Genomic DNA, 22,892 nt, shown 5'->3' on the forward strand with positions numbered 1-22,892 from the left:
GCTGCCGCTGGCGCCGACGCCGATCCGCGCGGTGCCGGTCCCGCCGGTCCCGGCCGTCGTGTCCGGCGGCGGCTGGCGGGAGTACGTGTCGGCGGGCCGGACGCTGGTGCCGGTGCCGCCGGTGACCGGGGCGGCGGTCAGCCCCGCCATGTTCTGGTCGGCGCGCACCGGGCTGGCGTTCGACGCGCCCGGCGGCTACTTCATCGGCCCGCAGTCGGCAGGCGACCCGGCGGCCCGCTGGGGCGCGCCGGACCGGCCCACGTCGCTGCTGCTGCGCCGGGCCGCCGAGACCGGCCGGGTGCCGCCCGTCGGCGAGACGGAACGCCGGCAGGCGATCGACGACCTGCGGCACTGGCGGGCGGCGGCACTCGTGCAGGCCGACTCGTCACCCGGCGACCCGGTCCGCGCCACAGTGGACGCGCTGGTCGGCCCCGGCCGGGACGTGCCCGGCGGCTACCTGTGGGACGTCCGCCCGCTCGTCGGCTGACCGGCGCGGGTGTCACACCCGGTCGCGGACGTCCCAGATCCACACGTCGTCGACCCGCTGCGGCGGGCCGAGCAGCTCGGCCATCAGGTCGCGCAGCACCGCCTCACGCGGGCCGGCCCCGAGCACCACCACAGAGGCCCGCCAGAAGCGCAGGTCGTCCACGGCCTGGCGGCGGTTCTCCTCGGTGATCTCCGGCACCTCGTTGGCGTCCATGGTGGAGTAGATGAGCGTGCTGGTGGGCCGGTTCGGGGCGCCGAACACGCCCTCGCCGCGCTCGTTCGGGCCGATGAAGTAGCCACCCGGGATCGGGAACTCCTGCCCGGTCAGCGCGCTCCAGCGCAGCGTGTGCAGCCCGTGCACGTTGCTGGGGATCGGCACCGGCACGAGCGTGCGGCCCTCCGGCACGTACGGCCGCCAGCCGCCCGCGGTGATGAAGTGCGGCGGCGGGTCGATCCGCTCGGCCGGCAGCGGACGCGGGATCAGCGGCACCACGGCGGCGGCGATGGCGACGAGCCCGGCCAGGCGCAGCACCCGGCGGCGCGTGTCGCGCGCGGCCGTCGCGCCGTCACCGTCGTCGTCACCGCCGTCGTCGTCGCCGGAGCGGGGGGCGGGCACCGGCGGGCGGCCGGCACCGGCCAGCGCGTCCCACGCCAGGGCGAGCAGCACGCCCACTGCCGCCACCACGACCAGGCTCAACCGGGTCGGCATCATCATCTCGACCAGCGGCAGGTCGTCCGGCACGTACGCCCACGGACCGTCGATGTCGGTCTCCGCGCCGTTGAACCGCACGACCGGGCCGATCGAGGCGATCGTGAACACGACCACCAGCACGGCCAGGATCCGGGCCCGCACCGACCGGCGGACCAGCAGCACCAGCGCGGCCAGCGCCACCAGCACCAGCGGCCAGCCGAACCAGGTGTTCTGCTCGGTCAGGCCGATGGTCTTCTCCACCGCCTCGTCACCGGCGATCGTGTCCCGGGCGAACGTGACGAAGGCGACCAGGTCCTCACCCCAGTTGTGGAAGACGCCGCCCTGCAACCCGCGGTAGGACTGCGGGCCGTTGAACTGGAACCAGATCGGGTAGGCGGTCAGCAGCAGCGCCAGGCCGCCACCGAGACCGAGCGCGGCCACGAACGACCCAGCTCGCTCACGGGCCGCGCGGGGCCGCTGCACCGCGTACGCCACCACGACGACCAGGCAGGCCAGCGCGGTCAGCAGCAGCATCTCCTCGTTGATGAAGATCTGGTACGCGACAAGCAACCCGAGCGCCAGCCCGTTGCGCCGCCAGCGGCCCGGCTCGCCCAGCCGCAGCACCCGGGCCACGATCAGCGGCAGCAGGAAGTTCGACACGAAGTTGGGCTGGCCGTTGGCGTGGTGCACGATGCCCGGCGCGAAACCGAGGAACGCGCCGCCGACGAACGCCCCGGCCCGGGACCGGACCAGGTGCCGGGACAGCACCCAGTACGACGTGGCGGCGGTCGCGGACAGCGCGGCGCCCAGGTAGAGCGCGTACATCACCTGCGGGCCGAGCAGCAGCGTCAGCGGCGCCAGCGGCAGCGTCACCCCGAGCAGCGAGGTGTTCGCCATCATGTTCACCCCGTCCGGCGCGTTCTGCCGGGTGGTGAACAGCGGGTTCTCCAGGTGCTGCACCGAGTACGCGCCGTGCGCGAACAGCCACTCGAACCAGCTGTGGTCGGTGGGCAGGTGCGAGGAGACCCGGTGCTCCACGTCGCCCCAGTAGTTGAGGCAGACGAGAACGCCGAGGAGCACATAGGCTCCGATGGCCAGCACGTCGGCGCGGGCCGGCCGGCGACGGGCGCGGCGTGGCGGGTCGGCCACGACGGCGTCCGCCTCGACGGACGAGGGGTTCAACGAGGGGTCCACCACGGGCACGGCCACGACGCGCCATCGTACAGGCGGTTCGTCACACGGCCGGTCACGGTCGGGCGGCGGCCCGGCGCGCGGGAGAGGATGGTCGTGACCGTCATCGATCTGGGGGAGCTGCGCGACGACGCGCCGCCCGGCCCGGCGCCCCGCCCCCCGCGTGCCGTCGGACGGCCGTTCCGCCTTCTCGTGGTGCTGCTGGTGGCGTTGCTCACGCTCACCGCCGCGACGCCGCCGCGAGGCCCGGTCGAGTGGACGCTGCCCGGCGGCCTGGGATCGGCCGTGTTCGTCTCCGGTGACGTGGTGTACGTGGTGCGGCCGGACCGCGCAGGCGCCGGCGGCGGGCGGGAACTCCTCGCGTACCGGGGCGACCGGGAGCGGTGGCGCAGCCCGCTACCAGGCGTGGGCACCGCCGTGTCGGTGTGGGAGCAGGACGGCCGGGTGATCGTGGCCGGCCGAGGCGTCGACGACACGGACTGGCAGACGGTCACGTACGACGCGGCCACCGGCGCGGACGTCTGGCGCCGGCCCGGAATCGCGTTCGCGGTGGGCCGGGTGCTGCTGATCCAGTCGGCCACCTCCGACACCACGACGTCGATCGGAGGGCTGGACCCGGCCGACGGCCGTACCGTGTGGACGGCGCCGATGACGGGCGCGCTGGGGTTCGACGCCGAGCCGGCCGGGCCGGCACGCATGGTGTTGTCCCCGGCGACCGGGGAGACGGTGGTCGTGGACGCGCGCACCGGCGCGCGGCTCGTGGCCCGCGACCTGTACCCGGTACGACGGCCCGGCCCGCGCCGGTTGCAGATCGCCCGCGGGCTGCTGCTGGAGTTCCGCGACGGCGACGGGGCCATCGAGGCGTACGACCTCGACACGCTCCGGTCGCGCTGGACCGTCGCGCGGAAGCTGGTAGGCCACGCCGAGAGCTGCGGCGCCCTGCTCTGCGCTGTCGGGCCGGCCGGGGGGATGACCGCGCTCGACCCGGCGACCGGCGCCGTGCGCTGGAGCGCGGACCGGTGGGCGGGCGTGGCGGCGGAGCGTGGCGGCCGGCTGCTCGTCGGCGTCCCCGACACCGCCATCGACGACGGCCTGGCGGTGCTCGACCAGGACGACGGGCGGCTGATCGCCGACCTGGGCGGCTGGACACCGGTCCCGCAGCACGAGTCGGGCGGGCCGCTGCTGGCGACACGGCCGCTGGGCGGCGGCAGACGGCTCCTGGCCGAGGTGGCCCTGTCCGGCGATCCACCCTCGATCCGGGGCACGCTCACCGGCACCGACTGCACCACCGGCGTGACGCTTCTGGTCTGCCGCCGGCCCGGCGGCGACTACCTGGTGCGGCGGCTGACGTGAGCCCGGTGATCGAGCTGGGGGAGATGCGGCACGGCGAGTCCGCCGACGAGCCGGCCGCCGCGCCGCCCCGCCGGCCGCCGGGCCCGACGGCGCGGGTGACACTGCTCGGCTGCCTGGTGCTGCTCGTGGTCACCGCCGCCGCCGGGCCGCCGCGACGGCCCGAGCCGATCCGGGTGCCCGCCCCGCAGGGCGCGGCGTTCGTGGTCCTGCCGGACCGCGTGGTGGTGGCCGACGGCCCGGGGGCGATCGGCCGGGGTGGGCGGGTGGTAGCCGCGTACCGGCTGCCCGGTGGGGACCCGGCGTGGCGGTTCGCGCTGACCGACGGCGACCATGTGCTCGGCCTCACCGCAGTGGCCGGGGGACTGCTGGTGACGAGCAGCCCGGCCGGGGACGGCGACTCCGTGTCGGCCATGCTCGACCCGGCCACCGGCACGCTGCGCTGGCGGCATCCCGGCTACCCGGTCCGGACCGCATCGGGCGGGCTGCTGCTGGAGAACCCCCGCCCGCCCGGTGCGGGCACGGTGCGGGCCGTGGACCCGGCCTCCGGCGAGGTGCGGTGGACGCTGCCCGTACCCGGCCAGGAGGTGGGGTACCGCCGCGACGACCACGGGGTGACCCAGCTCGTGCTGGTCACCCCGCAGGGCCGGGTGACCGTGTACGACGCGGACTCCGGCGCGGTCGCGCACACCGGCCGGGTGGCGCCCGCGGCCGATCGCGCCGCCTACCGGTACGCGCAGGTGGTGGCCGACCTCCTGCTCGTCGAGGACGCCCGGGGCACTGTCACCGGGTACGGCCTGGACGGGCTCGACGAGCGGTGGAGCCTGCCGGTCGGCTCCCGCGCCGGGCTCTGGTTCGCCGACTGCGCCGGGATGGTGTGCCTGCGCGACCAGGTGGGCGGCGCGCAGGCCCTCGACCCGGCCACCGGTCGTCCGGCCTGGACGGACGAGCGCTGGCTGGGGATGGGACCGGTCGGCGACCGGCTCATCGCCGCCGAACGCGGCGTCGGGGAGGAACTGGAACTGTCGGCGCTGGACCCGCCGACCGGCCGCGTGCTGGCCCGGCTGGGCCGCTGGCGCGTCTCCGGCAACGACCTCCCGTCCGGGCCGCTGCTCGGACTGCGCACGCTCACCGAGGACCGCACGCTCGTCGGCGCGCTCGACGTGGCGGCCGGGCAGGTGCGGATCCGGGGGATCCTGCCCGGCGCCTGGTCCGAGTGCGCGGACACGGGTACGCAACTGGTGTGCCTGCGCCCGACCGGCGGCATGGCGATCTGGCCGGCCGGCCGCTGATCACCAGTTGGCCTGCGCCGGGGCAGGCGGCAGCGGCGCCGACTCGGGCCGCAGCACGTACGCGATCCCGCCGCTGCCCACCTGCCAGGCGCGCTCGAACGGCGCGCGCGGCACGGTGCGGCGGACCCGCTCGTCGTCCGGCGCGTACGGGTCGTTCAGTACCGGGTCGCCGTCGGCGGTGAAACCGGCCAGCACCATGAGGTGTCCCCGGGTGTCGTAGTCCACTCCGGGCACCTGACCGGCGGTGAACGCGGCCGAGACGATCAGCGGGATGCCGGCGGCCACGAACCGTTCCGCCTCGGCCAGCGAGCGCAGCCGGGTGACGAAGGCGTCCACCCCGTGCGTCGCCGCGTACGCGGTGTTGAACGGCCAGTTGCCCGGCCCGCCGTAGGCGTGGTCGTAGCAGTGCCGGGCGGCGTGCACCACCTGCGGGCGGGGGCCGGGCGGCGCCACCCAGGCGTACCGGTCCGGGGCGGGGCCGGTGCCCCAGAAGTCGAGCACCATCGACACGCAGGTGGGGCTGCACCAGGAGTCACCGCCGCCACCCCAGCGGGTCTCCCCGGCGGCGTGCAGCCGCTGCGCGTAGCGCGGCACGTCCAGCACCCGCCCCCACGCGCGTGCGTCCCCGACGGCGGTCTTCCGGCTGCCGGCCTTCGCGGTGGCGTCGACGCCCGTGGCCTCCGCGTCGCTGGGCGGGTCGGCCGAGGCGACCACGCCCACCGTGCGCAGCACCGGGCCGTCGGGCGCGTCGAGGCGGCGCAGCAGGGTCACCCGGACCTGCCAGCCGGTCACCGTCGCGCCGGTCACCCGCAGCGTGTCCGCGGCGACCCGCGCCCGGTCGTCCTCCTGCCCGGGTACCGAGGCGCGGTGCACGGCGCTGTCGTCGGCCCCCCAGTGGCCCAGGTCGTACCAGCCGGTGGTGGCAGTGCCGTCGGCCCAGCCGCGCAGCTCGACCCGCAGCCAGCAACCGGGCGGGGTGTCGGCGGTCCACGAGGGCACCAGTTCGGTGACGGCGAAGCCGGCGGACGTCACGGGGGAGGTCCAGGTACCGGCGGCGTACTCGGCCGTGGTCCCGGAGTGCGGGTCGGTGTGCGTGACCCGGCCGGCATGGCCGTCGAGCGCCAGGCCCGCGGGCCCGGCGCGCAGCTCGTCCGCACGACCCCGGTCGCGGTCCGCCGGGAAGCGGAACCGGCGGTACGCGATGTCGCGGCCGGTCATCGGGAACCCGCCCGGGGTGGACGTCGCCTGTGGCTGGTGCGCTTGCCGATCATTGCCGCCGAGCATCGCGTACCCGAAGGTTTTCTGCAACGGCGGCGCGTGCCGCCGGCTGCGGCCGACCGGTCTGCCGCCCTGTCACTGACCGTAGTCGCAGCGGGCCCCGCGACATGGTCGCCCTCGCGCCCTTTGCTCTGCAGCCACCGGCGCATCGGTGACCCACGGCTACCGCTGCGCATGAGGCTGCAGAGCAAAGGGCGCGGAGGGGTATCTCTCGCCCTGAGGAGTGGTCGACTGTTTCTCCTGGTCAAGGCGATTCGGCTCGACGGGGCGTTCGATGGGCCCAGCGGGCCTCCATTACGGTGCGTGATACCACGCCGAATCAACGTCGGAGTTACGGCGAGTGACAATCGTGGTCCGGTGGCGGTGGCGGTGCCCGGAAGTCGGTGCCGGGCCGGCAGGGGTGGGCCCGTGCGGCGGCCGCGCTTGCCGGTGAACCGTCTGCCGGTGGCCGTCGGCTCCTGCGGCTGCCGGTTTTGCCTGCCGCACTAGGTTGTCAGGGGTCACGAGGTGGGAGGCCGGGATGCGGGTACTGGTGGTCGAGGACGAGCGCAACCTCGCCGACGCGATCGCGCGCGGGCTGCGCAAGCGCGGCATGGCTGTCGACGTCGCCTACGACGGCGACGCCGGGCACGAGGCGGCGTTCGTCACCCGCTACGACGTGGTGATCCTGGACCGTGACCTGCCCGGCGTGCACGGCGACCGGATCTGCGCCGACCTGGCCGCCTCCGGCGCGCTGACCCGGGTGCTGATGCTGACCGCCAGCGGCACCGTCGCCGACCGGGTGGAGGGGCTGCAGCTCGGCGCCGACGACTACCTGGCCAAGCCGTTCGCGTTCGACGAGCTGGTGGCCCGGGTGCAGGCGCTCGGCCGCCGCGCCACCCCGGCCGCGCCGCCGGTGCTGGAGGTGGCCGATCTGGTGCTCGACCCGGCCCGCCGGGTGGTGAGCCGGGGCGGCGTGCCGCTCGACCTCACCAACAAGGAGTTCGGCGTGCTCGCCGAGCTGCTCAAGGCGCGCGGTGCGGTGGTGTCCAGCGAGGAACTGCTGGAACGGGTCTGGGACGCCAACACCGACCCGTTCACCACGATCGTCCGGGTCACCGTGATGACGCTGCGCAAGAAGCTCGGCGACCCGCCGCTCATCGACACGGTCGTGGGCGCGGGGTACCGCATCGGTGGGGTACGGCAGTGAGCGCGCCGGCCACGCGCCGGGTACGGCCGACGCTGCGGCTGCGGCTGACCCTGCTCAACGGCGTGCTGCTGGTCGGCGCCGGGGCGATCCTGGTGCTGCTGGCCTGGCTGCTGGTCCGCGACGCGCTGCGCCCCACCGACGAGTTGCTGCCCGGCACCACAGTGGTGCTCAGCGACGGGCGCACCCTCGACGCCGGGGAGTGGCAGCGGCAGCTCGTCGACGCGGCGTCGCAGGAACTGCTGGTCAAGGGGCTGCTCGCGCTGGCGGCGATCAGCGTGGTCGGGGTGGCCGGGGCGTACCTGGTGGCCGGGCGGGCGCTGCGCCCGCTGCACCAGGTCACCGCCACCGCCCGCCGGCTCGGCGAGGCCACGCTCGACGAGCGGATCGGCTGGTCCGGCGCCGACGACGAGGTGGCCGAGCTGGCCGAGACGTTCGACGCGATGCTCGACCGGATCAGCGGCGCCTTCGAGGCGCAGAAACGGTTCGTCGCGAACGCCTCGCACGAGCTGCGGACGCCGCTGGCGGTGATGCGTACCGAAATCGACGTGACGCTCAGCGACGACGACGCCGACCTCGCCGAGTACCGCCGCATGGCCGGCGTGGTGCGCGACGCCTCGGAGCGCGCCAACGGCCTGGTCGACGCGCTGCTGGTCCTGGCGCGCAGCGAGGCGCAGACCGGCCGGCGGCTGGGCCGGCGCGCCGAGTCGGACCTCGCCATCGGCACCGCCAACGCCCTCTCCGCGGTCTCCCGGGAGGTCGAGCGCATCGGCCTGAAGGTGCACACCTCGCTGCGCCCGGCGCCGGTGGTCGGCGACCCGGGCCTGCTCGACCGGCTCGCCGGCAACCTGGTGGAGAACGCGGTCCGCTACAACCACCTGCACGGCCGGATCTGGGTACGCACCGGCACCGACGGCGAGCGGTCCTGGCTGGTGGTGGGGAACACCGGCTTCGAGGTCGCCCCGGCCGACGTACCCGGGCTGTTCGAACCGTTCCGGCGCGGCGGCCAGGAACGCACCGGCGCGCGCGGCTCCGGTCTCGGCCTGTCGATCGTGCGGGCCGTCAGCGACGCGCACGGCGGCACGGTGAAGGCGGTCGCCCAGCCCGGCGGCGGCCTGGAGGTGACTGTCACGCTTCCGTCGGCCGACCCGGCGGCGGCCACCTGACCGCCGAGCCGGCCCGCCCGGCCGGTGAGACGGCCTCACCTTTTCGTGCGGGCGGCCTCGGCTGTCCTGGCCGGACCCGACGGTGGTCGGCCCCCGGCGCACGGTGGTCGGGCAGAATGCGCCGCCCGCGCTGGACGCGGAGCCGGGGATCAACGGAGAGTAAGCGCAGCGACGCCTCACCCTGCTCACCCACCGGAGCTGCCCGTGACCCACCACTCGGCCCCGCGCCGCCGCCGCATCCTCGCGGTCCTCACCGCCGGCGCCCTCACCGTCGCCGGCCTCTCCCCGGCCACGCCGGCGGCCGCCGCCGCGCCCGGCCACGACAAAGTGGTCCACACCGTCCCCTCCGCCGCCTCGCCCGACGTCCAGGACGGCTCGGTCGACGCGATCCACGACGCCGGTACGAAGATCATCGCGGGCGGCTCCTTCACCCGGGTGCAGAACCGCAACTCCGACGTCGACATCCCCCGGGACTACCTGCTCGCCTTCGACAAGGCCACCGGACAGGTGGACACCGCGTTCGCGCCCACGCTCGACAGCGAGGTGACGGCGGTCGTCGCCGGTCCCACGGCGGGCACGGTCTTCGTGGCCGGCAAGTTCAACACCGTCAACGGCGTGACCCGGCGCAAGGTGGCACTGCTCGACGTCGCCACCGGGGCGGTCGTCACCAGCTTCGCGCCGCCGGCGTTCAACGGGCTGATCAAGGACATCGCGCTGGTCGGCAACCGGCTGCTGGTCGGCGGCATCTTCACCACGGCCGGCAACCCCAACCCGCGCGGCGGGCTCGCCTCGCTCAACGCCACCACCGGCGCGGTCGACAGCTACCTCACCACCACGCTGACCGAGAACCACAACTGGGACGGCGTCAGCGGCGCCAAGGCCGGCGTGGGCGCGGAGAAGCTCGCCGTCTCCCCGGACGGCACGCAGCTCGTCGTCATCGGCAACTTCAAGAAGGCCGACGGGGTCCTGCACGACCAGATCGTCAAGATCGACCTGGGTGCCACCGCCGCCACCGTCGCGGACTGGAACACGGCCCGCTACACGCCACGCTGCAAGTGGCAGTCGTTCGACTCGTACGTCCGCGACGTCGCGTTCTCCCCGGACAACAGCTACTTCGTGGTGGTCACCACCGGCGCCCCGTACGGCGGGACGCTCTGCGACACCGCGGCCCGCTGGGAGGCCGGCGCGACCGGCGACAACCTCCAGCCGACCTGGGTCGACTACAGCGGCGGCGACACGTTCCTCTCCGTCGGCATCAGCGAGCAGGCGGTCTACGTCGGCGGTCACCTCCGCTGGCTCAACAACAGCACCGGCGCCGACAACGCCCGGGCCGGTGCGGTCGGCCGGGCCAGCATCGCCGCGCTCGACCCGGTCAACGGCCTGCCGCTGTCCTGGAACCCGGGCCGGCACCCGCGCGGCATCGGCGCCTCGGAGATGCTCGTCACCGAGTCCGGTCTCTGGGTCGGCGGCGACACGCTCTGGATCGGCAACTTCCAGTACCGCCGCGAGCGGATCGCGTTCTTCCCGCTCGCCGGCGGCAAGGCCCCGCACCCGACCAGCACCGCCACGCTGCCCGGCAACGTCTACCAGGCCGGCCTGCCGAAGCCGACGAACGTGCTGTACCGGGTGAACGCCGGCGGCCCGCTGGTCGCCGCCACCGACGGCGGACCGGACTGGGCGGCCGACACCAGCTCCAGCCCCAGCCCGTACCACAACACCGGCAGCTCGACCTCCAGCTTCAACACGGTCGGCAGCCTGGACGCGACGGTGCCGGCCGGCACCCCGGCCGCGCTCTACAGCGACGAGCGGTACGACCCGGCCGGCGGCGCGGAGATGCTCTGGCAGTTCCCCGTGCCCACCGGCACCGAGGTGCACGTGCGGCTCTACCTGGCCAACCGGTACGACGGCACCTCCGCCCCGAACACCCGCGTCTTCGACGTGGCGCTGGACGGCACCGTCGTCCTCGACGACCTGGACCTGTCCGCCAGCGTCGGGCACAACATGGGCACCATGCGGGAGTTCACGGTGACCAGCGACGGCACCGTCGACATCGAGTTCCGCCACGTCAAGGAGAACCCGCTCGTCGACGCCGTCGAGATCGTCAAGACCGGGCCGCCGCCGGCCGGCACCGGCGAGGAGGTGCAGGTCCGCTCGTACGACGGGCTGACCGGCGTCGGCACGCCCAGCCCGGTGGCGAACCCGGACGAGACCGTGTGGTCCGCCACGCGTAACGCGTTCTGGGTCGGCGGGACGCTGTTCTACGGTGCCGAGGGCGCGCTGTGGCGGCGTACCTTCGACGGCACCACGTTCGGCACTCCCGAGCTGGTGGACCCGTACCACGACCCGTACTGGGACACCGTGGTGACCAACTCCGGCCCGGCGGGGCAGACGTACGTCGGCGCGACCACCGGCTTCTACGCCGAGATCCCCAACGTGACCGGCATGTTCTACCGGGACGGGCGGCTCTACTACTCGCTGAGCGGGCAGAACGGCCTGTTCTGGCGCTGGTTCACGCCGGACAGCGGTGTGGTCGGCGCCGACCGGTTCACGGTGGCCGGGGCGAGCGGGTTCGCCGATGCGGGCGCGCTGTTCGCGGCCGGCACCACGCTCTACAAGGTGAACCGGAGCACCGGTGACCTGTCCGCCGCCGACTGGACGGGCGCCGCTCCGTCGACGACGTTCACGGTGCGCAGCGGCCCGGCGGTCGACGGCGTCGACTGGCGCGCGAAGGCGGTGTTCGTCGGCCCGTAAGGAAGGGCCCCTTGTTAACACCTCGCTGTTAACAAGGGGCCCTTCCTTGCACGAGCGGGGTTGCGTGCGCGGCGCGGGCGATGGAATGATCAACCGGTCAGCCCGAGAGGTGGAAGGGGGTGTGGTCGATGTCCGTCGTGAACCGTCCCGCGCCCCGCGTTCCCCGCTGACGTTCCCACTCCGTCGGGGCGCGCTCCCCACAGGAGGAAACACTGTGAGTGCACAGATCCACTGCGTGACAGTCGAGTCCGACGACCCGTACGCCCTGGCAGTCTGGTGGGCCCGCGTGCTCGACCGCCGGCTCGCCGCCGACGACCACCCGGGCGACCCGGAGGCGGTCCTGGCCGCACCCGGCGGGCACGGACCCGACCTGCTGTTCGTCCAGGTGGGCGAGCGGCACGGCAAGGGTGCGTTCCACCTCGACCTGCACGCCGCCGAAGGCACCCGGGACGAGGAGGTGGCGCGGCTGCGCGAGCTGGGCGCCACGCTGGTGGCCGACCGGCGCCGGCCGGACGGCACCGGCTGGGTGGTGCTGGCCGACCCGGAGGGCAACGAGTTCTGCGTGTGCCGTAGCCCCGCGGAACGGGCCGCGTCCGCCTGATCCGGAAACGACACCGGGCCCCCGCCGTCACGGCGGGGGCCCGGTGCGTGAACCGGTGTCAGTCCTGCTTCTCGATCTCGCCGCGCATCGCCACGAACTCCGACTGGAGTTCGGCCGCGGACTTGAAGTAGACCACCACCATGCCGAGGCTGCCCCGGTCGGCCCAGATGCAGACGGCCACCGGCACGTCCGACGCCTTGCCGTCGGAGCACTTGGCGTCGCCGCCCAGCGGGCCCGCGTCGACAGTCTTGAAGTCCTTGGTGGCCAGGTCCGGGGTGACCGCCGCGGTGGCGTCGGCCAGCTCCTTCTTCGGGTCCGCCATGACGCCGGACACGGCCACGATCATGACCAGGTCCTTCTTGGCCGGGTCGCCGTAGAACGCGCCGACGGTGCTGGTCGCGTCCGGTACGTCCTTGCTGAGCTCGGACTTCATCTGCGCCGCGGCGGACTGCAGCTGCGGGTCGGTGACCTTCGCCCGGCCGCCGAGCGTCTGCGGCTCGACCACCCGGGTCTTGGTGGCGGTGACCACCTCGTCGACGGTGTCCTTCGTGGCGAAGTAGGCGGCGACACCGCCGCCGACGCAGAGCACCAGGACCACGGCGAGGACGATCAGCAGGACCTTGCCGACGCCGGACTTCTTCTTCGGCGGGACCGGCGCGCCGAGCTGGCCACCGTACTGCGGCTGCTGCGGAGTCTGCGGGTAGTCACCGCCGTACTGCGGCTGCTGCGGCGGCTGGAAGCCACCGGGCTGTTGCTGGGGGGAGGGGTAGTTGCCGGAGTAGGGACTGGACGGCGGCTGGGACATGTAGGCAGCTCCTGTGAGAAAACTGGACGCGTGATCGTAGCCAGCACCACCGACAACCCGCTGTCCGCACAAGGGCGGCGACACCAAACCGCGACCTACCCGTGACCTGGGCCGCAGACGCCGATCGCGGTGGCCGGACCGTCCGGAACGGACAGCCCGACCACCGCGATCGATGCGTTGCGGTCGCCTCAGCGCAGGCTTGCCGCGCCGCGCGGCAGGAACCGCTTGCCGGTCACCCGCTCGGAGGTGCCGGTCCGGTCCAGGTACGGCGTGACGCCGCCCAGGTGGAACGGCCAGCCGGCGCCGAGGATCATGCACAGGTCGATGTCCTGCGCCTCGGCGACGACGCCCTCGTCGAGCATGAGCCGGATCTCCTGCGCCAGCGCGTCCAGCGCGTTCTGCCGGACCTGCTCGGCGGTGAGCGGCTCGTCGCCGACCACCAGGAGCTTCGCCACCTCGTCGTTGATCTGGTCGTCGACCACGATCGGCTGGCCCGAGTCGGCGATCCGCTTGAGGTTCTCGCTGACGCCGAACCGGTCCGGGAACGCCTCGTGCAGGGTGCCGCCGACGTGGTACGCCACGGCCGGCCCGACGAGCTGCAGCAGCGCCAGCGGACGCATCGGCAGGCCCAGCGGGTCCAGCGCGCTGTTCGCCACGTCCAGCGGGGTGCCCTGGTCGACGGCGGCGAACACGGTGCCGAGGAAGCGGGTCAGCAGCCGGTTCACCACGAACGCCGGGGCGTCCTTGACCAGCACCGACGACTTCCTGAGCTGCTTGCCGACAGCGAACGCGGTGGCCAGCGTGGCGTCGTCGGTCCGCTCGCCGCGGACGATCTCCAGCAGCGGCAGCACCGCGACCGGGTTGAAGAAGTGGAAGCCGACCACCCGCTCCGGGTGCTCCAGCTCGGCGGCCATCTCGGTGATGGACAGCGAGCTGGTGTTGGTGGCGAGCACCGCCTCCGGCTTGACGATCTTCTCCAACTCGGCCCAGACCTGCTTCTTGACGCCCAGGTCCTCGAACACGGCCTCGATGACGAAGTCGGCGTCGGCGAAGACGGACTTGTCGACCGAGCCGGACACCAGGCCGTACAGCTTGGCCGCGGTGCCCTTGTCCATCCGGCCCTTGCTCACGGCCTTCTCGATCTGGGTGTGCACGTAGCCGACGCCCTTGTCCACCCGGGACTGATCCAGGTCGGTCAGCACGACCGGCACCTGCAGCCGCCGGGCGAACAGCAGCGCGAGCTGGCTGGCCATCAGGCCGGCACCGACGATGCCGACCTTGGTGACCGGGCGGGCCAGGCCCTTGTCCGGCGCGCCGGCCGGGCGCTTGGCCCGCCGCTGCACCAGGTCGAAGGCGTACAGGCCGCTGCGCAGCTCCTCGGAGAAGACCAGGTCCGCGAGGGCCTCGTCCTCCGCCGCGGTGCCGGTGGCGAAGTCGGCGTCCTTCGCCGTCTCCAGCAGATCCAGCGCCTTGTACGCGGACGGGACCGCGCCGTGCAGCCGCTGGTCCAGGGTCTGCCGGGCGAAGTAGAGCACGCCCGCCCACATGTCCTTGTCGACCTCGGGACGGGTCACGGCGACCTCGCCCCGGACGACGCCGGCGGCCCACTCCAGCGACCGCTCCAGGAAGTCGGCCGGCTCCAGCAGCACGTCCGCGATGCCCATCTCGGCCGCCTGCTTCGGCTTGAGCATCTTGTTCTGCATCAGCGGGTTCTGGATGATGACCTGCGTCGCGGCCGGGATGCCGATCAGGTTCGGCAGCAGCTGGGTACCGCCCCAGCCGGGGATCAGGCCGAGCGAGACCTCGGGCAGCGCCAGGGCCGCCGCTCCCGCCGACAGGGTCCGGTAGTGGCAGTGCAGCGCCAGCTCCAGGCCGCCGCCCATCGCCGCGCCGTTGACGAACGCGAAGGTGGGGACGGTGCTGTCCTTGAGCCGGGCGAAGACCCGGTGGCCCAGCCGGCCGATCTCCAGCGCCTGGTCGCGGTTCTCCAGCGCGGGCAGGCTGGTGATGTCCGCGCCCACGCAGAAGATGTACGGCTTGCCGGTGACCGCGATGAACGCCGGCTCGGCGGCCAGCGCCGCGGTGATCGCCTCGTCCAGGCTGGTCAGGCCGGCCGGGCCGAAGGTGTTCGGCTTGGTGTGGTCGAAGCCGTTGTCCAGGGTGATGAGGGCGGCGGGCCGGTCCAGCCCGGGTACGGCCACCTGGCGCAGCAGCGCCTTGGTGACGACCTCGTTCGGTGCGGCGAGGCTCACCGCGACTCCTTCGTTCGCGACTGCGGGGCTCGCAAGCTCACTCCTCGCGCTCACTTGTCTCCACCCTCCCAGTGCGGGTTCTCCCAGATCACGGTGCCGCCCATGCCGATGCCGATGCACATGGCGGTGAGGCCGTAGCGGACCTCGGGGTGCTCGGCGAACTGACGGGCGAGCTGGGTCATCAGCCGGACGCCGGAGGACGCGAGCGGGTGACCGATGGCGATCGCACCGCCCCACGGGTTGACCCGCGGGTCGTCGTCGGCGATGCCGAAGTGGTCGAGGAAGGCGAGCACCTGCACCGCGAACGCCTCGTTCAGCTCGAACAGGCCGATGTCGTCGATGCTCAGGCCGGCGATGCGCAGCGCCTTCTCGGTCGACGGGATCGGGCCGATGCCCATCACCTCGGGCTCGACGCCGACGAAGCCGAACGACACCAGGCGCATGCCGACCGGCAGGCCCAGCTCGCGGGCGGTGTCCTCGGCCACCAGCAGCGCGGCGGTGGCGCCGTCGTTCAGGCCGGCCGCGTTACCCGCGGTGACCTTGCCGTGCGGCCGGAACGGGGTCTTCAGCCCGGCCAGCTTCTCCATCGAGGTGTCGCGGGGCGCCTCGTCCACGGTGGCCAGGCCCCAGCCCGCCTCCGGGTCGCGGACCGCCACCGGCACCAGGTCGCCCTGGAGCTTGCCGTTGGCGTACGCCTTCGCGGTCTTCTGCTGCGACGCCAGCGCGAACGCGTCGGTGCGCTCCTTGGTGATGTGCGGGACCCGATCGTGCAGGTTCTCCGCGGTGGAGCCCATCACCAGGGCGGACGGGTCGACGAGCTTCTCCGCGACGATGCGCGGGTTGGGGTCGACGCCCTCGCCCATCGGGTGGCGGCCCATGTGCTCGACGCCACCGGCGATCGCGACGTCGTACGCGCCCATGGCGATGCCGCTGGCCACGGTGGTGACGGCGGTCATCGCGCCGGCGCACATCCGGTCGATGGCGAAGCCGGGCACGGTCTTGGGCAGGCCGGCCAGCAGGGCGGCGGTGCGGCCGATGGTCAGGCCCTGGTCACCGATCTGGGTGGTGGCGGCGATGGCCACCTCCTCCACCTTCTCCGGCGGCAGTTGCGGGTTGCGGCGCATCAGCTCGCGGATGCAGCGGATCACCAGATCGTCGGCGCGGGTGTTGGCGTACATCCCACCCGCCTTGCCGAACGGGGTACGGACGCCGTCGACGAAGACGACATCCCGAACTTCACGGGGCACTTGGAGCCTCCCTCGGCACGGGCATTTCCCCGGATGCTACTCGCCAGTAACCAAACGTGGCACCACCCCCCGCGTGGCCCACCTCACACCCCGCCCGCCGCCGTCACGACTGCGGGGTGTGCAACGCCTCCGTCAGCGCGGGCAGCAGCAGCCCGATCTGCCACTCGCGCGCCCCGAACCCGCGCAGCGCCTCCGCGACCGTCTCGTCGGTGATCTCCGCCGGCGGCTGCCACGCCAGCCGGCGGATCGAGTCCGGCGCGATCAGGTTCTCCGCCGGCAGCCGGTGCGCCCCGGCGGTGCCGACCACCACCTCCCGGGCCCGGGCCAGCCGCCCGGCCGCCACCGGGTCGCGTTCGGCCCACCGGTGCGGCGGAGGCGGCCCCTCCACGGCCGGACTGACCGGCAGCGCGTCGTCCGGCAACTGGCGCGCGTCGTCGAGCGCCGCGAGCCAGGTACGCGCCAGCCGGCGCACCGACCGCCCACCGAACCCGGGGAGCGTCAGCAGCGTCTTCTCGTCCTTCGGGTCCAGCTCGGCGGCGGCCACGATGGCCGAGTCGGGCAGCACCCGGCCCGGCGCGGCGTCCCGGCGGGAGGCGATCTGGTCCCGCGCGTACCAGAGGGAACGCACCCGGGCCTGGGCGCGCGCGCCGCGTACCCGGTGGATGCCGGACGTGCGCCGCCACGGCTCGGCGCGCACGCGCGGCGGGCGGGCGCCGTTGCGCACCAGCGCGTCGAACTCCTCCGCCGCCCAGCCGGACTTGCCCTGCCGCTGCAACTCCTCGTCCAGCGCGTCGCGCAGGTCCACCAGCAGTTCCACGTCCAGCGCCGCGTACGTCAGCCAGGACTCCGGCAGCGGCCGGCTGGACCAGTCGGCGGCGGAGTGGTGCTTCTCCAGGCTGAACCCGAGCAGCTGTTCGGTCAGCGCGGCCAGGCCGACCCGCTCGAAACCGGCCAGCCGGGCGGCCAGTTCGGTGTCGAACAACCGGCGCGGGCGCAGCCCCACCTCGGCCAGGCAGGCGAGATCCTGGCTGGCCGCGTGCAGCACCCACTCGGTCTCGGCGATCGCCGCGTCCAGGGCGGACAGGTCGGGCAGCGGCAGCGGGTCGATGAGCGCGGTGCCGGCGCCGCCGCGGCGCAGCTGCACCAGGTAGGCGCGCTGGCTGTAGCGGTAGCCGGAGGCACGTTCGGCATCGAGGGCCACCGGGCCGGTGCCGGACGCGAAGCGGGCCACCACCTCGTCCAACTCGGCGGGTGTGGCCACCGGGGCGGGCGTGCCGTCGCGCGGCGCGGTGAGGGGGACGGCCGCGCCCGTGTCGGTCTCGGTCCCCGCGTCCGCCGGCTCCGGCAGGGCCGACGTCGGAGCGGCGGACGCCTCTCCGGTACGGCTTTCGGCGGCCCGACGGCGCAGGGGTGGTTCGTCGGTCACCTGACAACCCTAGTAGGCCGGACGATCCGGTGTGCGCAGCCGGTCCGGCGCGTGTCGGCGCGATGGCCGTCAGGTGACCGGAAAGGTGCGGGTTGCGGGGCCGTGAGAGGGTCGGACAAGGGGGAAGACAAAGCCCGTTCCCGCCGGTACGGTCCATCGAGCCGCGAACGGCGTACGGGTGCCGCAGCGGGTCGGGGGCGTCGGCGAGGCCGACGGGGAGGACGGGCGAGCATGACAGGCGGGTACGGAACCGGCGACGACGTGCCGGGGCAGGGCGGCGAACCGGCAGCCGACCGGCCGGGACCGCTGCCGCCGCGTTTCGCCCCGCCCGCCGGTTCGGCAGCGGTGCCGGGCTCGTTCCCCGGTGGGTCCGAGTGGGCCGGCAGCCCCGGCTACCCGGCGCGGGCCGCCGTCCAGCCGCCCGGCGGCTATCCGGGCCGCCCGGACCAGGCCGGGACACCGCAGGCGACGCCCTACGCGGCCTCGTCCGGCGTCGCGACCCCGCCCGCCACGGCCCAGCCGGGCCAGCCGACCTACGGCACCACGCCGGCCGAGCCGGGCCGGTCGTCCTACGGCACCACACCTGGCCAGTCGTCCTACGGCTCCGCGCCGGCCCAGCCGTCGTCCTTCGGCTCCGTACCGGCGCAGACCTCCCGGTCCGCCGCTCCGGCGTACCCGGGCCAGCCGGCCGCCTCGCCGTCGTATCCGGGCCGGCCGGTCTCCGCGTCACCGTCCTATCCGGGCGGGCCGGGCTCGTCGTCGTACCCGGACCGGACGCCCGCCGCACCGTCGTATCCGGGCCCGTCCGACACCGGCTACCCCGGCCAGCCCGTGTCCGCGCCCGCCTACCCGGGGCAGCCGGTGTCGGCGCCGTCCCAGCCCGGCTCCGCGTACCCCGGTCAGCCGGCCCCCGTCGGCGGCCCGGCCGGCTTCGGCGCGCAGCCGGCGCGGCGCAGCCGGGTGGCTGTGGTGGCGCTGGCCCTGGCCGCGGTGCTGGCGGTGGTCACCGGCGTGCAGGCGTACCAGATCTACCGGCTCGACGACCGGCTCGCCGCCGCCGACAAGCGGATGGCCGAGGGGCAGGGCGCGGACGCCGACCGGCTCGAGGGTCTGGAGCAGCGCGCCGGCAGCCTGGAGAAGCAGGCCGACGCGGCCTTCAACCCGGAGGCGGTGGCCAGCGCGGTCCTGCCGAGCGTGTTCCGGGTGCGGGCCGGGCAGTTCACCGGTACCGCGTTCGCCGTCGGCAAGGCCCCGTCGGGCGGCGGCACCACGCTGCTGACGAACTTCCACGTGGTCGAGTCGGTCTTCACCGCCGGTGAGCGCAAGGTGTTCCTGGAGCGCAAGGACCAGCGGTTCGAGGCGACGATCATCGCCACCGACAAGGACAAGGACCTGGCGCAGCTGCAGACCAGCGCCAAGTTCACCGGACTGGTCGCGGCCCGCGCCCCGGTGCGGTCCGGCCAGCAGATCATCGTGGTCGGCGCGCCGCTCGGGTTGCAGGACAGCGTCACCACGGGCGTGGTCAGCGCGTTCCGCGAGGACGAGCGCGGCGGCGGTCCGGTGATCCAGTTCGACGCGCCGATCAACCCGGGCAACTCCGGCGGCCCGGTGATCAACGGCTCGAAGGAGGTCGTCGGCATCGCCACGGCCAAGGCCCGCAACGCCGAGGGCATCGGGCTGGCGGTGCCGATCAAGACCGCCTGCGACCGGTTCCGGCTCTGCTGACGGCGGCCACACCGGCCCGGCCGCACCGCATCGACCCCGGCCCACCGGGCCACCCCGCGGGGGACCAGCACATCTGGAGGAACGACATGTCCTACCCACCGGCCGGGGGCGACAACCCGCCCCCGGCGCCGGGGGGCACGGTCTACGGCAACGTGTACGGCAGCCGGCCCGCGCCCCAGCAGTACGACCCGAACCAGCCCGCGCCGACCCTGCACCAGCCCGCCGCGCCCGACGGCGCCCCCGGGTACGGCGGATACCAGCCCACCGCGCCGGGACAGCCGGGCTACGCGCCCGGCGCCGCCCCGGTGCCCCCGCCGGCGCAGCCGATGTCGGCGCCGCCGGTCTCCGTCCCGCCGGTCTCCGGGCCCGGCTACGCGCAGCCGATGTCGGTCCCGCCGGCGTCCGCTCCGCCGGTGTCCGGCCCCGGCTTCGCGCCGCCGCCGATGTCCGGGCCACCCGGCCCGTACGGCCCGCCGGCCGCCGCGCCGGCGACCGGCGGCGGCCGGAAGTGGGCCGCGCTGGTGCTCGGCCTCGTGGCCGCGTTGCTGTTCGTCTTCGGCGGCGTGATGACGTTCCTGTACGTCTCCACGAACGGCGAGCTGGACAAGTCCCGGCAGACGGTCAGCCAGCGTGACGGCACGATCTCGGCGAACCAGCAGGAGATCGAGAAGCTCAAGGGTGAGCTGAAGACGGTCCAGGAGCGGCTGTCGGACACCCAGCAGGACCTGACCGGCACCAAGAACGACAGGGACGAGCAGGCCCGGCAGAAGAAGGTCATCGCGAGCTGCCTGGACAAGCTGACCACCGCCATCGCGGCGGCGTCGCGCGGCGACCGGGCCGGCTTCGAGGCGGCCAACAAGGGCCTGGACAAGGTCTGCGACGAGGCCGAGAACTACCTCTGACCGCGTCCGTCCGAAGGCCGCCCCGGCTCGCCCGGGGCGGCCTTCGCGCATCGGGCGTCAGCGGCGGAGCCGGCCGGGCGGCGTAGAGGGTACGACGGTCAGGCGGCGCCCGCCGAGCGGCGGGTGGGCAGCGCGGTGACACCGGGCGGCGGCAGGCCGGCCGTGGAGGCCAGCAGCGTGCACCAGCCGAGCAGGTGCGGACCGAGGTCGGCGCGCAGCGGCGTCCACGAGGCGCGGATCTCGATGTCCCCGGCGGCGGGCGGCCCGGCCAGCTCACCGAACCGGGTGGAGAGCGTCTGGGTGACGGTGCCGCCGATCGCCCGGTGCCCGGCGCCCTGCGCGTCGAGCGCGTCGGTCAGCCAGGTCCAGCCGACGCCCGGCAGCAGCGGGTCGCTGGCCAGGTCGACCTCCAGTTCGGCGGTGACGTACGTGACCAGGCGCAGCGTGCCCTGCCACGCCTCGTGCCCGGCCGGGTCGTGCAGCAGGATCAGCCGGCCGGTGGCCACCTCGTCGTCGTCGCGCATCACGGCGGCGGAGAGCGCGAACGCGTACGGGGCCAGCCGCTGTGGCGCGCCGACCTCCTCCAGGACGATCTCCGGGCGGGGTGTCACCGATCGCAGCCCCGCGACCGCGCGAGCGAACGTTTCCGGGAGCGCGATCGGGGGGGCCATGCGGGCAGCCTATGCCGCGCTCACCGCACGGCGCGCGACGGCGCGCCGGGTGATCGACGGTTGAGGGCCTTCCTTCTACGTCACAAATGCGGACGGTGAGCGCGGGCGCGCGCCGGGGGCGTGGCACGATGGCCGCGATGACCACCGACACCACGGGCACTGCCGCCCGAGACGGAGAACCCCGCCGCGGCGGGCCGGCCGACTCGCCCTTCGTCCGCGCCTGCCGGCGCGAGCCGGGCCCGCACACCCCGGTCTGGTTCATGCGCCAGGCCGGCCGGTCGCTGCCGGAGTACCGGGAGATCCGGGCCAACGTGCCGATGCTGGAGTCCTGCCGCCGGCCCGAGCTGGTCACCGAGATCACGCTGCAGCCGGTGCGCCGGCACGGCGTGGACGCGGCGATCCTGTTCAGCGACATCGTGGTGCCGGTCGCCGCGGCCGGCGTCGACCTGGACATCGTGCCCGGCACCGGGCCGGTGGTGGCCGAGCCGGTCCGTACCGCCGCCGACGTCGAGCGGATCTCCCCGATCGGCCGCGACGACGTGTCGTACGTGGACGAGGCGGTCCGCCGGCTCGTCGTCGAGCTGGGCGACACCCCGCTGATCGGCTTCGCCGGCGCCCCGTTCACGCTCGCCAGCTACCTGGTCGAGGGCGGTCCGTCGCGGACCCACGCCAAGACCAAGGCGCTGATGTACGGCGACCCGGACCTGTGGCACGCGCTGTGCGCGCGGCTGGCCGAGGTGACGCTGGCGTTCCTCCAGGTGCAGGTCGACGCCGGGGTCTCCGCGGTGCAGCTGTTCGACTCGTGGGCGGGCGCGCTCTCCGAGGCCGACTACCGCCGCTTCGTGCTGCCGCACTCGACGTACGTGCTGGGCGGGCTCGCCGACGCGGGTGTGCCGCGGATCCACTTCGGGGTGGGCACCGGCGAGCTGCTCGGCGCGATGGGCGAGGCCGGCGCCGACGTGGTGGGCGTGGACTGGCGCACGCCGCTGGACGTCGCCACCGGCCGGATCGGCCCGGACAAGGCGGTGCAGGGCAACCTCGACCCGACGGTGCTGCTCGCCCCCTGGCCGGCGGTGGAGACCGAGGTGCGGCGCATCGTCGAGCAGGGCCGGGCCGCTCCCGGCCACGTGTTCAACCTCGGTCACGGCGTCCTGCCGGAGACCGACCCCGAGGTGCTGACCCGGGTGGTCGCGCTGGTGCACGAGCTGACCGCGCGACCGGAGCGCTAGGAGGAGACAGTGGTGCGACCGTGGCGGGTGGCGATCGTCGGTGGCGGGATCACCGGGCTGGCCGCCGCCGTCCGGTTGCGCGACCGCGCTGGTGAGGGCACCGAGGTCACCGTGTACGAGCAGTCCGGCCGCCTCGGCGGCAAGCTGTTCACCGGTGAGCTCGCAGGCGGGCCGGTCGAGTTCGGCGCCGAGTCGTTCCTGATGCGCGACCCGGCCGGTGGCGAGTCGGCGGCGGTGACGCTGGCCCGGCGCCTCGGCCTGGCCGAGGCGATCGTGCACCCCACAGTCGGGCAGGCCGCCCTGCTCGTCGACGGCACGTTGCACCAGGTGCCGGGCGGCACGCTCGTCGGCGTACCCGGGGATCTGGACAAGGTGGCGGCGGTCGCGCCGCCGGCCGCGGACGCCGACCGCGACGCGGGCCGGCCGCTGCTGGCCGACGGCGAGGACACCTCGGTCGGTGAGCTGGTCCGCAAGCGTCTCGGTGACGCGGTGGTGGACCGGCTGGTCGACCCGATGCTCGGCGGCGTGTACGCGGGGCGGGCCGACGACCTGTCGCTGGTCACCACGATGCCGGCGCTGGCCCGCGCGGCCCGTGCCGAGCACACGCTCGTCGGTGCGGTACGCGCCGCGCAGGCCGCCGCGC

The 22,892-nt window shown here is 74.4% G+C and carries 17 protein-coding genes and 1 pseudogene; 11 read left to right on the top strand and 7 right to left on the bottom strand.

The genetic code is table 11. The features are described from left to right. Positions 1 to 487 (top strand): annotated as a pseudogene (locus AC2CHG_RS19150) (hypothetical protein); the annotation flags it as partial. Positions 488 to 499: 12 nt separating this feature from the next. Here AC2CHG_RS19150 and AC2CHG_RS19155 read toward each other — a convergent pair. Then, positions 500 to 2,371 (bottom strand): DUF6311 domain-containing protein, encoded by a 1,872-nt coding sequence (locus AC2CHG_RS19155; RefSeq protein WP_484525280.1) that lies wholly within the window; start codon positions 2,369 to 2,371, stop codon positions 500 to 502. An 87-nt stretch (positions 2,372 to 2,458) separates the two neighbouring features. On the opposite strand from AC2CHG_RS19155, the gene AC2CHG_RS19160 reads away from it, so the two are divergent. After that, positions 2,459 to 3,721 (top strand): outer membrane protein assembly factor BamB family protein, encoded by a 1,263-nt coding sequence (locus AC2CHG_RS19160; RefSeq protein ID WP_484525271.1) that lies wholly within the window; start codon positions 2,459 to 2,461, stop codon positions 3,719 to 3,721. Positions 3,722 to 3,726: 5 nt separating this feature from the next. After that, positions 3,727 to 5,010 (top strand): outer membrane protein assembly factor BamB family protein, encoded by a 1,284-nt coding sequence (locus tag AC2CHG_RS19165; RefSeq protein WP_355507141.1) that lies wholly within the window; start codon positions 3,727 to 3,729, stop codon positions 5,008 to 5,010. Here the strand turns inward: AC2CHG_RS19165 and AC2CHG_RS19170 are convergent, their stop codons facing one another. Continuing rightward, positions 5,011 to 6,228, bottom strand: a complete 1,218-nt coding sequence (locus AC2CHG_RS19170; RefSeq protein WP_484525272.1) for a peptidase C39 family protein — start codon at positions 6,226 to 6,228, stop codon at positions 5,011 to 5,013. Positions 6,229 to 6,808: 580 nt separating this feature from the next. Here AC2CHG_RS19170 and AC2CHG_RS19175 point away from each other — a divergent pair. The 4 genes from AC2CHG_RS19175 to AC2CHG_RS19190 all read left to right on the top strand — a co-directional run bounded on the left by AC2CHG_RS19175 (position 6,809) and on the right by AC2CHG_RS19190 (position 11,992). Then, a complete protein-coding gene (locus AC2CHG_RS19175) occupies positions 6,809 to 7,477 on the top strand; it encodes a response regulator transcription factor (protein ID WP_018788976.1) in 669 nt (222 codons plus the stop codon). Next, positions 7,474 to 8,640, top strand: a complete 1,167-nt coding sequence (locus AC2CHG_RS19180) for a sensor histidine kinase (RefSeq protein ID WP_194803014.1) — start codon at positions 7,474 to 7,476, stop codon at positions 8,638 to 8,640. Before AC2CHG_RS19175 ends, AC2CHG_RS19180 begins: the two co-directional genes overlap by 4 nt. 204 nt (positions 8,641 to 8,844) lie before the next feature. Then, complete coding sequence (locus AC2CHG_RS19185) at positions 8,845 to 11,391, top strand: malectin domain-containing carbohydrate-binding protein (RefSeq protein WP_484525273.1); 2,547 nt, start codon at positions 8,845 to 8,847, stop codon at positions 11,389 to 11,391. Positions 11,392 to 11,605: 214 nt separating this feature from the next. Continuing rightward, the gene (locus tag AC2CHG_RS19190; protein WP_355507145.1) at positions 11,606 to 11,992 is read left to right on the top strand and encodes a VOC family protein; all 387 of its coding nucleotides are present in this window, start codon (positions 11,606 to 11,608) and stop codon (positions 11,990 to 11,992) included. A gap of 58 nt (positions 11,993 to 12,050) precedes the next feature. Here the strand turns inward: AC2CHG_RS19190 and AC2CHG_RS19195 are convergent, their stop codons facing one another. The 4 genes from AC2CHG_RS19195 to AC2CHG_RS19210 form a co-directional block, all read right to left on the bottom strand. After that, positions 12,051 to 12,797: a hypothetical protein gene (locus AC2CHG_RS19195; protein WP_135238961.1), complete on the bottom strand. Its 747-nt coding sequence runs from the start codon at positions 12,795 to 12,797 to the stop codon at positions 12,051 to 12,053. A gap of 188 nt (positions 12,798 to 12,985) precedes the next feature. Next, positions 12,986 to 15,049 carry a 3-hydroxyacyl-CoA dehydrogenase NAD-binding domain-containing protein gene (locus AC2CHG_RS19200; protein WP_484525274.1) on the bottom strand — a complete coding sequence of 688 codons (2,064 nt, stop codon included), beginning with the start codon at positions 15,047 to 15,049 and terminating at the stop codon, positions 12,986 to 12,988. Positions 15,050 to 15,099: 50 nt separating this feature from the next. Further along, positions 15,100 to 16,296 carry a thiolase family protein gene (locus AC2CHG_RS19205; protein ID WP_484525275.1) on the bottom strand — a complete coding sequence of 399 codons (1,197 nt, stop codon included), beginning with the start codon at positions 16,294 to 16,296 and terminating at the stop codon, positions 15,100 to 15,102. Between the two features lie 103 nt (positions 16,297 to 16,399). Beyond that, positions 16,400 to 17,722 (bottom strand): ribonuclease D, encoded by a 1,323-nt coding sequence (locus AC2CHG_RS19210; RefSeq protein WP_484525276.1) that lies wholly within the window; start codon positions 17,720 to 17,722, stop codon positions 16,400 to 16,402. A 231-nt stretch (positions 17,723 to 17,953) separates the two neighbouring features. On the opposite strand from AC2CHG_RS19210, the gene AC2CHG_RS19215 reads away from it, so the two are divergent. Continuing rightward, entirely contained in the window at positions 17,954 to 19,447 is a 1,494-nt protein-coding gene (locus AC2CHG_RS19215) for a S1C family serine protease (RefSeq protein ID WP_484525277.1), read from the top strand. Between the two features lie 86 nt (positions 19,448 to 19,533). Further along, positions 19,534 to 20,349: a hypothetical protein gene (locus tag AC2CHG_RS19220; protein ID WP_484525278.1), complete on the top strand. Its 816-nt coding sequence runs from the start codon at positions 19,534 to 19,536 to the stop codon at positions 20,347 to 20,349. A 98-nt stretch (positions 20,350 to 20,447) separates the two neighbouring features. On the opposite strand, the gene AC2CHG_RS19225 is transcribed toward AC2CHG_RS19220, so the two are convergent. Beyond that, complete coding sequence (locus tag AC2CHG_RS19225; protein WP_269696365.1) at positions 20,448 to 21,020, bottom strand: DUF3000 domain-containing protein; 573 nt, start codon at positions 21,018 to 21,020, stop codon at positions 20,448 to 20,450. A 128-nt stretch (positions 21,021 to 21,148) separates the two neighbouring features. On the opposite strand from AC2CHG_RS19225, the gene hemE reads away from it, so the two are divergent. Next, complete coding sequence (gene hemE / locus AC2CHG_RS19230; protein WP_357209232.1) at positions 21,149 to 22,249, top strand: uroporphyrinogen decarboxylase; 1,101 nt, start codon at positions 21,149 to 21,151, stop codon at positions 22,247 to 22,249. Between the two features lie 9 nt (positions 22,250 to 22,258). Next, the coding region (gene hemG, locus AC2CHG_RS19235) for a protoporphyrinogen oxidase (protein ID WP_484525279.1) at positions 22,259 to 22,892 on the top strand (634 nt) is incomplete at its 3' end.

It is taken from the genome of Micromonospora sp. ATLC20 (genome assembly GCF_057196585.1).

Bases quoted from the DNA above. Each gene is read 5' to 3' on its own strand.
- AC2CHG_RS19160 (WP_484525271.1), top strand. From the start codon at position 2,459: ATGGTCGTGACCGTCATCGATCTGGGGGAGCTGCGCGACGACGCGCCG.
- AC2CHG_RS19175 (WP_018788976.1), top strand. From the start codon at position 6,809: ATGCGGGTACTGGTGGTCGAGGACGAGCGCAACCTCGCCGACGCGATC.
- AC2CHG_RS19225 (WP_269696365.1), bottom strand. From the start codon at position 21,020: ATGGCCCCCCCGATCGCGCTCCCGGAAACGTTCGCTCGCGCGGTCGCG.
- AC2CHG_RS19195 (WP_135238961.1), bottom strand. From the start codon at position 12,797: ATGTCCCAGCCGCCGTCCAGTCCCTACTCCGGCAACTACCCCTCCCCC.
- AC2CHG_RS19215 (WP_484525277.1), top strand. From the start codon at position 17,954: ATGACAGGCGGGTACGGAACCGGCGACGACGTGCCGGGGCAGGGCGGC.
- hemE (WP_357209232.1), top strand. From the start codon at position 21,149: ATGGCCGCGATGACCACCGACACCACGGGCACTGCCGCCCGAGACGGA.
- AC2CHG_RS19170 (WP_484525272.1), bottom strand. From the start codon at position 6,228: ATGACCGGCCGCGACATCGCGTACCGCCGGTTCCGCTTCCCGGCGGAC.
- AC2CHG_RS19220 (WP_484525278.1), top strand. From the start codon at position 19,534: ATGTCCTACCCACCGGCCGGGGGCGACAACCCGCCCCCGGCGCCGGGG.